The sequence below is a fragment of the Pseudomonas sp. GW821-FHT07B01 genome (assembly GCF_059419065.1).
The window spans coordinates 4,465-19,894 of the sequence record NZ_JBWKRA010000009.1 but is presented as its reverse complement, the minus strand read 5'-3'; the positions used below and the strand labels follow the sequence as shown (position 1 = coordinate 19,894).

The 15,430-nt window shown below is 61.3% G+C and carries 9 protein-coding genes and 1 tRNA gene; 5 read left to right on the top strand and 5 right to left on the bottom strand.

Going from position 1 to position 15,430, the window contains the following annotated elements; genetic code table 11:
• The first annotated feature begins 148 nt into the window (after positions 1-148).
• Together AC07S6_RS12030 and AC07S6_RS12025 are read left to right on the top strand one after the other, a co-directional pair.
• Entirely contained in the window at positions 149-3,721 is a 3,573-nt protein-coding gene (locus AC07S6_RS12030; protein ID WP_495112443.1) for a transporter substrate-binding domain-containing protein, read from the top strand.
• Between the two features lie 805 nt (positions 3,722-4,526).
• Positions 4,527-5,771, top strand: coding sequence for an EAL domain-containing response regulator (locus AC07S6_RS12025; protein ID WP_096144556.1), 1,245 nt, complete (start codon positions 4,527-4,529; stop codon positions 5,769-5,771).
• On the opposite strand, the gene AC07S6_RS12020 is transcribed toward AC07S6_RS12025, so the two are convergent.
• Positions 5,740-6,402, bottom strand: a complete 663-nt coding sequence (locus AC07S6_RS12020; RefSeq protein ID WP_495112371.1) for a response regulator — start codon at positions 6,400-6,402, stop codon at positions 5,740-5,742. The two genes, AC07S6_RS12025 and AC07S6_RS12020, sit on opposite strands and share 32 nt — an antisense overlap.
• Before the next feature lie 207 nt (positions 6,403-6,609).
• Here AC07S6_RS12020 and AC07S6_RS12015 point away from each other — a divergent pair, with 207 nt between their 5' ends.
• Positions 6,610-6,894 (top strand): DUF3509 domain-containing protein, encoded by a 285-nt coding sequence (locus AC07S6_RS12015; protein ID WP_020301357.1) that lies wholly within the window; start codon positions 6,610-6,612, stop codon positions 6,892-6,894.
• Positions 6,895-7,066: 172 nt separating this feature from the next.
• Here the strand turns inward: AC07S6_RS12015 and AC07S6_RS12010 are convergent, their stop codons facing one another.
• On the bottom strand, positions 7,067-8,266 hold the full coding sequence (locus AC07S6_RS12010; RefSeq protein ID WP_495112370.1) for a CaiB/BaiF CoA transferase family protein: 1,200 nt from the start codon (positions 8,264-8,266) through the stop codon (positions 7,067-7,069).
• Between the two features lie 137 nt (positions 8,267-8,403).
• Between AC07S6_RS12010 and AC07S6_RS12005 the strand changes: the two genes are divergently transcribed.
• Together AC07S6_RS12005 and recJ are read left to right on the top strand one after the other, a co-directional pair.
• Positions 8,404-8,946, top strand: a complete 543-nt coding sequence (locus tag AC07S6_RS12005; RefSeq protein ID WP_003193952.1) for a YaeQ family protein — start codon at positions 8,404-8,406, stop codon at positions 8,944-8,946.
• Between the two features lie 156 nt (positions 8,947-9,102).
• Positions 9,103-10,812 (top strand): single-stranded-DNA-specific exonuclease RecJ, encoded by a 1,710-nt coding sequence (recJ, locus tag AC07S6_RS12000; protein WP_054918329.1) that lies wholly within the window; start codon positions 9,103-9,105, stop codon positions 10,810-10,812.
• A gap of 135 nt (positions 10,813-10,947) precedes the next feature.
• On the opposite strand, the gene AC07S6_RS11995 is transcribed toward recJ, so the two are convergent.
• From AC07S6_RS11995 to AC07S6_RS11985, 3 genes are all read right to left on the bottom strand, one after another.
• Entirely contained in the window at positions 10,948-12,228 is a 1,281-nt protein-coding gene (locus tag AC07S6_RS11995; protein WP_495112369.1) for a virulence factor family protein, read from the bottom strand.
• Complete coding sequence (gene mprF / locus AC07S6_RS11990) at positions 12,228-14,870, bottom strand: bifunctional lysylphosphatidylglycerol flippase/synthetase MprF (RefSeq protein ID WP_495112368.1); 2,643 nt, start codon at positions 14,868-14,870, stop codon at positions 12,228-12,230. The genes AC07S6_RS11995 and mprF overlap by 1 nt, the downstream gene beginning before the upstream one ends.
• A 280-nt stretch (positions 14,871-15,150) precedes the next feature.
• Positions 15,151-15,227: transfer RNA gene (locus tag AC07S6_RS11985), tRNA-Met, on the bottom strand.
• Positions 15,228-15,430: the final 203 nt, after the last annotated feature.

Here is a 15,430-nt window from a genome sequence, read left to right as displayed (position 1 = left end):
TAACTCACCCGCTGACCATGAGGCGGATATCAGGCTGCTACAGGTATACATTCAGCTTTTTGCAGTCGGCCAAGCCCGTCCTCGTGACGGGCTTTTTCATTCTGGCGAGCCATACTTGCCCAGTCGCCCAATCAAGGAAACCCAACCGGTGCAGGTGTTGATCCAATGGACGTTGAAGCTGGTGTGCCTGTTGTGGCTCATCCAGGTGCCCATGAGCCTGGCCGCCGTCAGCCTGCCGTTCAAACTGGTGCCGGCGTTTATCCCGCTTGAACCTATGCCGCTGGCGCCAACGGAGCAGCAGTGGTTGGCGGCGCATCGGACACTCAAAGTGGGTATCTCGATAGATGACTACCAGCCGATCGATATCACCCGCGACCGCAATCGCTACCAGGGCATCAGCGCCGATTATTTGAGCCTGGTTGGCGCGCGGCTGGGTGTGCCCATGCAAGTGCTGGGCTTTTCCGAGCGCGCCCAGGCGGTCGAAGCGCTGCGCAACGGCACCATCGACATACTCACCAGTGCCAATGGTTACGAGCGTGACGTACCTGGCCTGCAATTCACCCCGGACTACATGCCCGACCGCTCGGTGGTGGTGCTGCGTCGCGACGATACCCAAGGCGACGATCTGGCTGGCAAGAAGCTGGTGTTGCTCGACGGCTACGCCAACGTGCAGAAGGTTCACGCGGCGTATCCCGACAGCCACATCATGCTCGCCCCCAACCTCTACAGCGGCCTCGAAGCCTTGAAGCAAGGTGACGTCGATGCGTTTATCGGCAACGAAGTGATTGTGCGCGCCTATAAATCGCTGCGGCCTTACCTGGGGTTGCAGATCAAGGAGCAGAGCCGGCTGGCGCCCATCGGTTTTGCCTTCGCCACCCGCCAGGCAGATCCGTTGTTGGGGGCCATGATGAATCGCGCGCTGGCAAGCCTCGACGAGTCGGTGCAGCGTGAAATCCTCGCGCGCTGGACCACCGGGCTCGGCGTCGGTATCAGTGGTGAGCGCATTGCGTTGTCGGCGTCGGAACAGGCCTGGGTGCGCGAGCATCCCCATGTCGTGGTGGTGGCCCAGCAGATGTCTCCGTACATATTCAAGGATAAGGATGGCCACTGGGTTGGCTTGAATGTGGATTTGTTGCATCGCATCACGCGCATGACCGGTTTGCAATTTATCTTTGAAGAGGTGCACTCCACCGCGCAAACCCTGGAATGGCTGGAAACAGGCAGGGCGCAGATGAACACGACCCTGGCCGTTAACCGCGAGCGCAGCACAGTGCTCAACTTCAGCCATGGGTATGGTGGGTCCGGCTGGGTGTTTGTCGAGCGTGCCGATGCCGCGCCGCTCACCGGCTTGAAGCAGTTGGACGGCAAGGTGCTGGCGCTGCCGGCACGTCATGTATTGGAAAATGATATTCGCCATGCGCATCCGAACATCACGTTGCGCCTGGTGGACAATTACAACCAGGCCCGTGAGCTGGTACGACGGGGCGAGGCGGCCGCTACCATTCAAACTGAAGTGGAAGTGCAGAGTTACCCGGAAGATGGCCTGCGTATCGGACGCAGTGTCGATGGCAAGTGGTCGTCCAACTGCCTGTCGGTGCGCAAGGACCAGCCTGAGCTGCTGAGCATTCTGAACAAGGCCCTGGAGGCGCTGCCGGTGGCTGAGTTGAGTGCCTTGCGCTTGCGTTGGATCGGTGCCGTGGCGATTCCGCTGCCGGCCTGGCAACGCGTACCGCCATGGGCCTATTGGACGGTGGCCACGGCGCTGCTGTTTGTGTTGGTGTCGCTGGTGTGGAACAGCCGGCTCAAGCGCCAGATTCGCCAACGGCTGGAGGCCGAGCAACGGCTCAACGACCAGTTGGCGTTCAAGCGCGCACTGCTCGACGGCATGCCCAACCCGCTGTTCGTCCGCGACCTGGACGGGCGCCTGGTGACCTGCAATAAAAGTTATGAACAGCAATTGGCGACCCGGCTGGAGCTGATCCAGGGCCTGACGCTGATGGAGAGCAAGGTCGTGCCCGACGCTACAGCGGCGCGGCTGCACGAAGGCCACATGGAGCAATTGGCCACGCAGCAGCCGTTGTTTGTCGACCGGCAATTGGAACTCAACGGCGGCAGTTATCACGTCTACCAGTGGACCGTGCCTTTTTTTGATGCCCAGGGCCGTCTGCAGGGATTGTTGGGCGGTTGGATCGATATCAACGAACGCAAAGACCTGGAGCGCCAGTTGATGGACGCTCGCCAGGCCGCCGACGAAGCGAATTACGCCAAAAGTGCATTTCTCTCGGCCTTGAGCCACGAGATTCGCACACCCATGACTGCCATCATTGGCTTGCTCGAACTGGAGCAAGAGCGTTGTCTGGCAAGCGGCCAGTCGGTTTCCGAGGCGCTGCAGGTGGCCCATCGTTCGGCGCGCGAGCTGATTGCGCTGATGGGCGACAGCCTGGACTTGGCCAAGATCGAAGCCGGCCACCTGCAACTGGCGCCACAGACCACTGAGTTGAAGCGCTTTTTCGAGGGTATCCAGAGCCTGTTCGAAGCCACGGCGCAAAAGAAGGGCCTGCATCTGACCCTGGCGTTTGATCCGGCTGCTCAGGGTTATTACTGGTTCGACCCGCTGCGGTTACGCCAGGTGATGCACAACCTGTTGGGCAATGCGCTCAAATTTACCGAGCGGGGCGGGGTTCACCTCAGCGTGACCTGCCAACGGGATGAGACCGATAGCGAATACCTGCACCTGTGCGTCAAGGACAGCGGCCCGGGCATCAGCGCCGAGCAACAACCGCGGGTGTTCAAACCGTTTACCCAAGTGAGCGCCCTGACCGCTGCGCAACACGGCGGCACCGGGCTGGGCCTGAGTATCTGCAAGCAACTGGTGGAATTGATGGGCGGCAGCATTCACCTCGACAGCGTGGTGGGCGAGGGGACGGTGGTGTGCATTGACCTGCGCCTGGACCGGGTCAGCACTGATGATGTGCCGGCAACGCCCACCGCGACGTTGTCACCGACGGGGCGCAGCCTGTCGATACTGGTGGTGGATGATTTGGCGGCCAACCGCCTGGTGCTGGCGCAGCAGTTGCAGTTCCTCGGTCATCAAGTGGTCGCTCTGGAGTCGGCCGAGGCCGCGTTGAAATGCTGGCGTGAGCAGCGTTTTGACGTGTTGGTCACCGATTGCCAGATGCCCGGCATGTCCGGCTATGCCTTGAGTGCCGCGATTCGGCGCCTCGAAGCCGAGGAACAACGGCCTCGTAGCGCGCTGGTGGGTTGCACCGCGAACGCCATGAAAGATGAACAACGCCGCTGCGAGGACGCCGGTATGGATGAACTGCTGGTCAAGCCGGTGACCCTGGAACACTGGACCCAAGTGCTGGCCCGCGTGGCGCCCCAGCGTTCGTTCGATATCCAGGCCCTGCGCACCATGACCCAGGCCGATGGCCCGGTGCTGCAAAGCATGTTGCAGGAACTGGCCAAGAGCCTGGACCACGAACACGAGATATTGGCGGGAGCCCTGGCCGAGCGCGACGTGACACGCTTGAATGCATCGCTGCATCGGCTCAAGGGCATTTGCTCGCTGGTGGACGCACTGCCACTGGCCAAGGCCTGTGTCGCCCTTGAGCAGTGCGCCCGTGAACAGCGCGGCGCCGAGCTTGAAGAGCCCTGGCTGCGCTTGTCCGAGGTGCTCAAGGCGTTTCGTCGCGACCTGCAACCCTATCTGGATGCGTAACACCTTAATGCCGATCAGCTAAGCGAACGCGAAGCTCAAGGCAACGAAGAGCAAATGTGGGAGCTGGCTTGCCTGCGATAGCCATAGGTATCTACACAATTTTGTAGGTTGTAGCAGCCAACGGTAACCACGATGCGAAGCGAGCCGCTCTTGATCTTGCTCTTGATCTGCTTTTGATCTCAAGCGCCCCGTTAAACCACGCTGGCCGGAATTCGACAGGGATTTGGGGGGTAAACCGGCAGGGATGCCGGTTTAGCCGCCCCGCGCCATGGATGGCGCGTGGCGGCGGCCCCCCAAATCACTGGCGGATTACGGGCACACCGAGCCTAAGCGAGGTGCCGAGTGGTTGGGGCAAGAGCGCTTTGCTTACTTTCGCGCTTTTCGAAAGTGAGCCGCCGTCAGGGCGGAACCCTAGGTGGCCGTTACCTAAATAATGGATATGTACACAATCCAGCTGTGTTGACTGGCATGCCGCTATCGCAGGCGAGCCAGCTCCCACATTTGGATCGCGGTGCGTCAGCTAGATCAGGGTCGGCTGCCAGGCTGTCACGGGAGCAAGCTCCCTCGCCACAGGTCCAGCGTCGCGCCGAAGTTGTGTAGATACCTATGCTGCGATAGCGGTAGTGCAGTAACAGATGTAGTGACTGACACACCGCCTTCGCAGGCAAGCCCCACAGGAGATCTGCGCTTGACCGACAAGACTTGCCCCTCCCACATTTAAGCAAGCTTTTAGGACACGTCCTATGGGGTACACCACAGCATGTGGCTACTGTGCAGCACTTTCCCTGTACCGACATCTTTACCCATGCGATCCCTGAACGTCCTGATCCTCGAAGACAACCCGTTTCAACTGATGGCTCTGCACCAGATGCTCAATGCCAACGGCGTGTTCAATGTACGGGCCGCGGAAACGGTCGAAACCGCCCGCCAGTCTCTGGACAGCAAAGGCCCGGTGGATATCGCCATCTGCGATTTGTACCTGGAGCAGGGCGATGGCCTGGAATTGATCCGCGAGTTGGCGGAACGCCGCCTGGCCCAAGTATTGATCCTGCTCAGCAACGCCGAGCCCGACGTGCTGGAAGGTGTGGCGAACATGGCCTGCCAATTGGGACTCAAGGTCTTGGCGTGTTTGCCCAAGCCGGCTTCGGCCAAGTTGATCGGGCAACTACTGAGCGATTGCCAGGTTCATTTTCGCCCGGGGCCACCGGTGCTGTCCTGGGAGCGCGTGCGCCAACTGTTGGGCTTGAGCGAGCGGGAACAACTGCCGCCCTCGGCGGATGTCAGCCAGGCGACTATCGCTGCCTGTGGCCGGGTCTGGTACCAGCCCATCGTCAGTCAGGCCGGTGTGTTGCAAGGGGTGGAGGCGCTGGCGCGTTGGCAGTTGCCGGACGGTGAGCTGTTGCTGCCTGACGAATTCCTGCCGGTGCTGGAGTTTGCCGGCATGGAAGAGGCATTTACCTGGCATGTGCTGGAGCAGGCGCTTGGCCTGGCAAACCAGGTGATGGGCGAAAGCGGCCAGGTGCTGCCAGTGGCCGTGAACATCCCCGGGCGCATGCTGGAGCGCGAGCACTTTCCCCAGGTGCTGCAAGGTCTGCTGCAGCTGCACGGTGTGCCCGCCCATAGCCTGACCCTGGAGCTGGTGGAAACCTCGACCTTGAAAACCGACAGCGCCCATGTCACCGGCTTGCTGCGCTTGCGCATGTTGGGTTGCCAGTTGTCCATCGGCGACTTCGGCATGGGCGGCACCAGCCTGCAGCATTTGCTGGAACTGCCTTTTACCGAGCTGAAAATTCCCCCGGCGTTTGCCTGCGGGATGGCCAATGATGACCGCAAGGCCGCTGTGGTGGCGGGCGCCATGAGCATGGCAGCGCGCCTGGACGTTGCCGTGGTGGTCACCGGCGTGGAATCCGCCGCCGACTATCACGCTGTGGGCGAACTGGGCGCGGCGTGGCTGCAAGGCTGCTTTATCGCCCGGCCGATGGACGCCGCGGCGCTCAAGCAATGGATCGCGTTCCAGGCTAGGCCAGCCCGTGTTCCTGCACGTAAATAAACAGGGCGGCATCGTTGGCCAGCCCCAGCTTGCGCATGGCGCTGACTTTTTGCGCGCTGACGGTCTGCTTGCTGCGATTCAGGTGCGCGGCGATCTCGCCCACCGTCATGCCACTGGCCAACAGGCGAATCACCTCCAGTTCCCGGGGTGACAGGTGCTCCTGGGAGTGCAGGCGATCAGCGCCGACTTCCCCGGCCAGGCTCAGCGCCTGGCGGATGGTCTGGGCCACATAGGTACGTTGCTGGCGCACCTGGCGGATCGCCTGGGGCAGCTCATCGGCCAGGCTGGCCTTGCTCAGCAGGCCCATCACGCCCAACGCCAGGATGGAATGAAACAACCCGGCATTGTTGAGCATGGTCACCACCACAATGGGCAGGTGCGGATAGTGCCGGCGCAGTTGCTCGATCAAGCGCAGCCCGTCGGCCTGGGGCTCGACGGGCATCATGAAGTCGGTCACCACCACATCGCAGGCACAGTGTTGCAACAACGCACTGAGGGCCTGGGGGGAATTGGCCTCCCCGACGATGCTGATGTGCGGGTCACGTTCGAGCACGGCGCGCAGGCCAATCAGGAAAATCGGGTGATCGTCGGCAATCACGATACGCAAGGGCGGTTCAGACGCAGCTCTCAAGGCAGGCTCCCGGGACAATCCAGGGATTCTAGCCTGTGCGCCGTTGTTTTTTCTCTGTCATCTTTTCCGTGCATGCTCGTTTTCCTCAAGCAGTGGATTACACAAAAGGTAGAACTTTCTGCTTTGAGCACGGGTCACTTGAATGTCAGCCTCTTCGTGACATTTTTGTTTTTCGAACCTTTTTCGAATGATTGAGTGGTGATCGAGATGGAAAGTATCAACCTATTGCTCAGCCAAGCACTGAGCCCTTATCAGGTTACGCTGACCTCTGCCGGTATGCGCGACGACTGCCTGGTAACCGTGAAGAACCCCGGTGGCGCCATCGTGGTTGAACGTGAAGTCGATCGTGCGCAATTGAGCGACAAGCGCGCGCTGGTGGATGTGGTGGATTGCCTGCTCCGCGACCTGAAAATCGCCGAAGGGCGCCTGGAACCTTCAGTCATCGCTGCCTTGCGCAACGCCTCCCAAACCCGTGGCGGCGCACTGGCATGAAACATTATTTTTCTTCGGAACCTTCCTACAAGGTGGTCAGTCAGAGTTTGTAACAGCAAGAGCAGGCATTGTGCTCCGGTGTTTGTCGCTTGCTGTGCGGGTCTTTTTGTAGACCACGTTTAACCCCGAGTTGTCTCCCCACTGCTCGGGGTTTCTTTTTGCCTGGGATTTGTCAGATCGCGCCATCCTCGCGCAGGCGAGTGATAGCCGCCGCGTCGTAGCCCAGGGCATTGAGCACCTGGCTGTTGTGTTCACCCAATTGCGGGCCGACCCATTCGCAACTGCCCGGTGTGTCCGAGAGCTTGGGCACGATGCCGGGCATCTTGAAATCCTTGCCGCCCGGCAACTGCGCCTTGAGGAACATTTCCCGGGCCAGGAATTGCGGGTCGCCCAGCATGTCTTCGGCGCTGTAGATGCGGCTGGCGGGCACCTCGGCTTTATTCAGATGCTCAATCACCTGGTCGAGCGACAGCGAATTGACCCAGCGATCAATCACGCCGTACAGCTCGTCGCGGCGACTATCACGCCCGTCGTTGCTGACCAGTGCAGGGTCGTTCGCCAAATCGTCACGGCCGATCACCCGCATGAAGCGCTTGAAGATTGCATCGCCATTGGCGCCGATCTGCACATGCTTGCCGTCTGCGGTGGTGTGGATCGAGGACGGGGTGATGCCGGGCATGATGTTGCCGGTGCGCTCACGGATAAACCCGAACACATCGAACTCGGGGATCATGCTTTCCATCATGGCGAAGATGGCCTCATACAGCGCCACATCCACCACTTGGCCCAGGCCGCCGTTGACTTCGCGGTGACGCAGCGCCATCAGCGCGCCGATCACTGCCCACAACGCGGCAATCGAGTCGCCGATGGAGATACCGGTGCGCACGGGCGGGCGGTCCTCGAAGCCGGTGATATAGCGCAAGCCGCCCATGGACTCGCCCACCGCGCCAAACCCCGGCTGGTCCTTCATCGGGCCCGTCTGGCCGAAGCCCGAGAGGCGCACCATCACCAACTTGGGGTTGAGGGCGTGCAGGGTTTCCCAGCTCAGGCCGAGTTTCTCCAGCACGCCTGGGCGGAAGTTTTCGATCAGGATGTCGGCGTCGGCCAACAGTTGCTTGAGGATCGCCAGCCCCTCAGGGTGCTTGAGGTTGAGCGTCAGCGACTGCTTGTTGCGCGCCTGCACGAACCACCACAGCGAAGTACCTTCATACAGCTTGCGCCATTTGCGCAGCGGGTCGCCGCCGTCCGGGGATTCGACCTTGATCACCTCGGCGCCGAATTCAGCGCAAATGCGTGAGGCAAACGGGCCGGCGATCAGGGTGCCCAGTTCGATGACTTTCAGGCCGGCAAGTGGTTTGGCATTAAGCGACATGGGGATCCTTACGAGCGCGGGACGATGATGTCCTGCTTTTTAACATAGGCGAGCCGCGCGGATGCAGCGCAGTATTCGTTCAATGCCCTCGCCATCGGTTAGACTGGCCGCCTTTCCTTGTCTTTAGAAGCCCGTTCATGGCCCAGCCGTCCACGACCTACAAATTCGAACTCAACCTCACCGACCTCGACCGCTCGGTGTACGAGAGCGTCAAACAGACCATCGCCCGCCACCCTTCGGAAACCGAAGAGCGCATGACCGTGCGCCTGCTGGCCTACGCCCTCTGGTACAACGAGCAATTGGCGTTCGGGCGTGGCCTGTCGGATGTAGACGAACCTGCCCTGTGGGAAAAAAGCCTGGATGATCGTGTTTTGCACTGGATCGAAGTCGGCCAGCCGGATGCCGACCGCCTGACCTGGTGCTCGCGCCGCACCGAACGCACCAGCCTGCTGGCCTATGGCAGCCTGCGCGTGTGGGAAGGCAAGGTAGTGCCGGTGGCCAACAACCTGAAAAACGTGCATATCGCTGCCGTGCCCCAGGAAGTCTTGGAGACCCTGGCCAAGGACATGCCGCGGGTGATCAAGTGGGACGTGATGATCAGCGAAGGCACGATCTTTGTGACCGATGACCGTGGCCAGCATGAAGTGCAACTGCAATGGCTGGTCGGCGAGCGCGGTTGAAAAGGTGGGAGCTGGCTTGCCTGCGAGGGCATCCACTCGGTGTGTCTGATGTACCGAGTCGTATGCATCGCAGGCAAGCCAGCTCCCACATTTGATCTTGTTGCGTTCACTATCTGTGTTTAACCGATGTATTAGAAGAGAAGCTCCCGTCACCCCATGCGTATCGATCCCCGCCCATTGCCCGCCGTCCTGCCTTTTCTCGGTGAACTGCCGCCGCTGTTGACCCGCCTTTACGCCGCACGCGGGGTGCAGTCGGAGGCCGAGCTGGACAAGAGCCTGGCGCGGTTGATTCCCTATCAGCAGCTCAAGGGCATCGACGCCGCGGTGGACTTGCTGGTGACGGCTCTGGAGCAGCGCCAGCGCATCCTGATCGTCGGTGACTTCGACGCCGATGGCGCCACAGCGAGCACCGTAGGCACCCTGGGCCTGCGTTTGCTTGGCGCGGCCCATGTCGACTACCTGGTGCCCAACCGCTTCGAATACGGCTACGGCCTGACCCCGGAAATCGTCGCGGTGGCGTTGCAGCGCGAGCCGCAGTTGCTGATCACCGTGGACAACGGTATCTCCAGCGTCGAAGGCGTGGCGGCGGCGAAAGCGGCGGGGTTGCAGGTGCTGGTGACCGACCACCACTTGCCCGGCGATGAACTGCCGGCCGCTGACGCCATCGTCAATCCTAACCAGCCGGGCTGCACGTTTCCCAGCAAGGCCCTGGCCGGGGTCGGCGTGATCTTCTATGTATTGATGGCCCTGCGTGCACGGTTGCGCAGCCTGGGTTGGTATGACAACAAGCCCCAGCCGAACATCGGTGAACTGCTTGATCTGGTGGCCCTGGGCAGCGTCGCTGACGTGGTGCCGCTGGACGCCAACAACCGCATCCTCGTGCATCAGGGGCTGGAGCGTATTCGGGCCGGTCGGGCGCGGCCGGGGATCAAGGCGATCCTGGAAGTGGCCAAGCGTGATCATGCGCGTATCACCTCCACCGACCTGGGTTTTATCCTCGGCCCGCGCCTGAATGCCGCCGGACGCCTGGATGATATGAGCCTGGGCATCGAATGCCTGCTTACCACGGACTTCGCCGCCGCACGGGAAATGGCCGCGCAACTGGACGGCATGAACCAGGACCGTAAGTCCATCGAGCAAGGCATGCAGCGCGAGGCCCTGGCCCAGCTCAAGGACCTGCCGGTGGAGTCGATGCCGTACGGTCTGTGCCTGTTTGACCCGGAGTGGCACCAAGGGGTGATCGGGATCCTCGCGTCACGTATGAAGGAGCGTTATTTCCGCCCGACCATCGCCTTCGCCGATGCCGGTGATGGCCTGCTCAAGGGCTCTGGACGCTCGGTGCAAGGCTTTCATATCCGCGATGCGCTGGCGGTCGTCGCCAGCCAGCACCCCAACCTGATCACCAAGTACGGCGGCCACGCCATGGCGGCGGGGCTGACCTTGCCCGAGGCCAACTTCCCGTTGTTTGCGCAAGCCTTCGATGCCGAAGTGCGTCGGCAATTGCGCGAAGAAGACCTCACCGGCCGCCTGCTTTCAGACGGCACCCTGGCGGTGGAGGAATTTCACCTGGAACTGGCCCGCGCCCTGCGCCATGCTGGCCCGTGGGGGCAGCACTTTCCCGAGCCGTTGTTTCACGGGGTATTCCAGTTGGTGGAGCAGCGGGTGGTGGGCGAGCGGCATTTGAAAGTGGTGCTCAAGAGCGAATGCGGGTCGGTGAAGCTCGATGGCATCGCCTTTGGTGTGGACCGCGAAGTGTGGCCAAACCCGACGGTGCGTTGGGTGGAATTGGCCTACAAGCTGGATGTGAATGAGTTTCGTGGCAATGAAACCGTGCAACTGATGATTGCGCACATCGAACCGCGCTAGTTTTCATCAACACCACGTACCACTGTGGGAGCGGGCTTGCCCGCGATGACGGAGTGTCAGTCAACGCTACTGTGACTGAGCCACCGCTATCGCGGGCAAGCCCGTTCCCACATTGGGTCTTAGGTTAAGCTGGGGTTATTCGGCTTTGGCCTGATGCTTGACGATAATATCCACCAAGCGCTTGGCCAGCGCCGGGTAGTTCTCATCGAAGTGATGCCCGCCCGGCAGCTTCATGGCTTCGCCCACGGCGGTCTTGTCGGTGCAGCCACTCTCGTCGACTTCTTCGGCGCCGTAGATGCACACGACTTTCTCTGGCGGCAGCTTGGCCATTTCTGGGCCGGTGGCGGCTTCTTTGCCGGCGTTGCCCAGCCAGCCTTCCACTTCGATTTCAAAGCTGCCGGTGCGGGCGAAGGCCAGCAGGATGATCGCGTCCACCCGTTGCTGTTCGTTTTCTGGCATACGGTTGTAGATCGCCGGCAATACGTCGGCGCCGAACGAGTAACCGGTCAGCACGAAGCGCTTGGTGCCCCACTTTTGCCGGTAGTGTTGCATCAGCTCGGTGAGGTCCTTGGCGCTTTGCTCCGGCGTCTTGTGCTGCCAGTAGTAGCGCAGGGTGTCGATGCCCACCACCGGGTAGCCGATCTTGGCCATCTCGCCCGCCACGTCGCGGTCCAGGTCGCGCCAGCCGCCGTCACCGGAGAGGAACAGGGTCACGGTGTCCTTGGCTTGGCCGGCGGGTACTTCCACTACCGGAATCGCCAGGCCGCCGTTGTCCGAACCGACCAGTTGCTTGCGCAGTTCGTTATTCAGCACCTGTGGGTAATGAATGTCGTAGTCGCTGATGCTGGTGGTGGCGCGCGGTGTGTCGCGTACGAAACTGGCGCTTTCATCGTCGGGGTTATCGTTCCACGCCACCAGCCAGCTGCCATGGGCGGCGGTTTTCGGCAGCGGGTCGTTGCAGCCTTCCTGTTTCAGGGCGAAGCCCACGGAGATGGCGTTGGCCTTGTCATCGTTCTGGGTGGCCAGCCAGCGCCAGGCGAGTGCGGCGCCAGGGCCGATGCCGCTGACCAGGGTTGCCGGGCCTTTCAGCTGGGCCAGGGCGCCTTGCAGGGCTTTTTCCTGCAGTGCGCAGTCATCTTTTGGCAGCAACACCTGAACCAGTTGCGCTGAACCGCCCTGGCTCAGGGCAATCAGTTGGCTGTCGGTCAGGGTTTCTTCGGCCATCACCGCCACGGCCACGCGGGCTTTTGCGTTGCTGGCCGGGGTCACGCGGGTCATTACCGAACCGTCGGCCTGGGGCAAGTGCTCCAGGGTCGGTTGCGGGGCAGGGCGGTTCCAGTACCAGAAGCCACCCGCCGCGATCAGCGCAAGCAGCACCACTAAAGCCAATACATACCGCCACGAGCGTCGAATCATCAGCGTTTCACCAATCCAGTCAAGCCGCCCGCGATCAGGGCGGCGGTATCGGCCAATGCCACCAGCGGATCCAGTCCTGCGGGCACGGCCATGTAACGGGGTTCCCAGTCGGGCTGGAACTTGTCTTTGAAGCGGCGCAAACCTTGGAAGTTATACAGTTGCTCGCCACGGCGGAACACCATCGAGCCCAGGCGTTGGGTCAGCGGTGCGCCACGGCGCGGTTGCAAGCCCGACAACGGCACCATGCCGAGGCTGAAGCGCGCGTAGTCGTGGCTCTTATAATGTTGAATCAGGCCCACCATCATGAACTCCATGGTCAACTTGGGCGCGTCCGGGTGGGCACGCATCAGGTCGAGGCTGGCCAGATCATGATTGTAGGTTTCGAGCAAATTGGCGAAGGCCACCGGGCGCCCTTCGAAGCGAATGATCGCGATACGAAAGTGCTTGAGGTAGTCATCGCTGAAACGGCCCAGGGAGAAGCCCTTTTCCCGCACATTCTTACCTGTAAGCCAGGCATCGGAGATGACTTTTAATTCATCCATCGGCGCCTTGCCCGGTTCGCAGATTTCCAGGGACAGGCCGTCCCGGGTGCCACGGTTCCAGGTGTAGCGCAAATCCTTCATTTCTTTGCCCTTGGCTTCCAGGTCAAAGCGTTTCAGGTCGACGCGGGCTTCTTCACCCAGTTTGATCGCGGTGAGGCCGATGTCCATGTAATACGGCAGGTTCTCGGCGCGTACCTGGTAAAACACCGGACGGGCGTGGTGGATGTCGCACAGGTCGCGGAACTGCCAGATCATCTCGGCGCGCGGTTGGGTCGGGCCGATCGGGTCGTACAAAGCCACCAGGCTACGCCCGCGACGGGCATACATCAGGAAGGCTTCATCGTTGGGGTGAAACAGCAGCGCCTTGTCGCCGGTGAGCGCCAGGCCGCCGTCGGGTTGGGACGAGGCCATCAGGATCTTGCTGGCGCGCTCCAGTTCTTCCGGGGTCGGCAGGTGGATGACCGGGCGTGCCGTGCGCAGCAGCCAGGTCAGCGACACGATCACCAGCAACACGGCGGCGCCGAGCAGCGAACGCAAACCACGCGGGGCGTTGGCGTCGAGGGTGAACTGCCACCAGAGTTGGTGGCTGTAGGGCACGTCCTGGTAGGCAAACAGCAGCAGCCAGATCGAGGCACCGAGCACACAGACACTGGCCACCAGGTACAGCGGCGAAAACGGCAACTCGGTCAGGCGACTGGCGCGGTAGAACGAGCGGCGGAAGATGGCCAGCAGCACTGCGGTCATGGTCATCAGGCTGGCTTCTTCCCAGTCGAAGCCTTTAAGCAGCGAGAGCAGGGCGCCAACCAGCAGCAACACCATGGTCAGCATCCAGGCGGCCGACAACCGCCGGCGCAGGCCCTGGGCGAGCAACAGGCACAACACACCGATCAGGCTGGCACCGAAGTGCGACGCGTCAATCAGACGATGGGGAATCAGGAAGCCGATGTTTTCCAGGCGTGAGTCGATCTCTGGCGTGGCGCCGGAAAACAGCAGGACCACGCCGGACAAAAAAACCAGGACGGCCAATACTGGCGCTGCCAGCCCCGACGCTACCCGCAGGCTTTGCTGGGTCTGGAACAGACGCTGGGCCTCGTTGACCAGCAGGAATACACAGGCGATCAACAGTGGCAGCACCACGTAGATCATGCGGTACAGCAGCAAGGCAGCTGCCAGGGGCGCGGCACCGAGTTTGTCGGCAAAGGCCGCCAGCAGGATCGCTTCGAATACCCCCACGCCGCCCGGCACATGGCTGAGCACACCGGCGGCCAGGGCCAGCAGGTACACCAACAGGAACGGGCCGAAGGGCGGCGCTTCGGGCAACAGCAGATACAGCACGGTAGCGGCTGCGGCGACGTCCAGTGCGGTGATGATCAGTTGCAGGAAAGTCAGGCGTCGGCCAGGCAGGCGCAGGGTGCGGCGCCCGGCCTTGACCAGCAGGTTGTCGGGGTAGGGCTGTTCCGGCAGGCGGCGGCGATAGATGCCGATGCACAGCAGGGCCGACAACAGCAGCACGGCGCTGGCAATGCCGCCGAGCAGGCTTTGCGATAAATGCAGGTAAGTGGAGGCGGCTGGCAAGTTGCTCAACGTGGCCAGCGCGGCCAGCGGCGGCAGCGCACAGCCCAGGGCCAGGCTGGCGAACACGGTCATGTGCGCCACTTCCGAGGCACCGATGCCATGGCGTGCATATAAACGGTAACGCACCGAACCACCCGAGAGCATCGACAAGCCAATGGCGTTGCCGATAGCAAAGGCGGTGAAACCACCCAGGGCCAGGGTCTTGGCGGGCAATTGCACGCCGGCATAACGCGCACCGGAGAATTCATAGCCGAGCAGGATCACAAAACCGGCGACCGCCGCCGCAAAGGCCCCCAACAGGGCAGGCTTGGGCACTTCCAGGATCGAATCGTGCAGGGCGTAGAGGTCCAGCTCCAGCAGCAAGTGCCGGCAGGCGATCAGGGCGATTGCAAACAGCAGGAGCGTCACGGCCAGGCCGATGGGCTGGCGATACTTGCTCAACAGGTCCAGCCACCGCAAACGGGTGGGAGTGATCGGTTGTTCTGCTGTGACGGTGTCTTGTGGTTCAGACGAGTTGGCGCGCATCAATCACCTCGTGGATTGTGCGCGACAGGATGGAGGTATCCAGCCAAGTTACCAATCCCTATGGACAAAATAATTACAAATATTAACGCGGATCACCGGGCGCGGCGACTGCGGCCATTGGTCGTAGAGGGGTAGCGCTTGAGCATTGAGCATAGCGTGCAATGAGATGGACTCTGCAAACCGTCTACGGTTTCATGAAAGATGCCATGTCATTGTTTCAGAAGAACTTTTTCGCCAGATACAAAAAAGGCCACTCTTTCGAGTAGCCTTTTTTGATGTTTGGTTGCGGGAGCCGGATTTGAACCGACGACCTTCGGGTTATGAGCCCGACGAGCTACCAGACTGCTCCATCCCGCGTCTGTGGGCGGCATTCTACAGCCCAATGGCGGGGTGTCAACCGTTAATGAGCCGATCGCTGAAATAAGCGCTAATTATTCTGAAATCAAGGTGTTGGGCGCATTCTGCAAGGGAAAACAAGCGCGCACAAAAAAGGCCACTCTTTCGAGTAGCCTTTTTTGATGTTTGGTTGCGGGAGCCGGATTTGAACCGACGACCTTCGG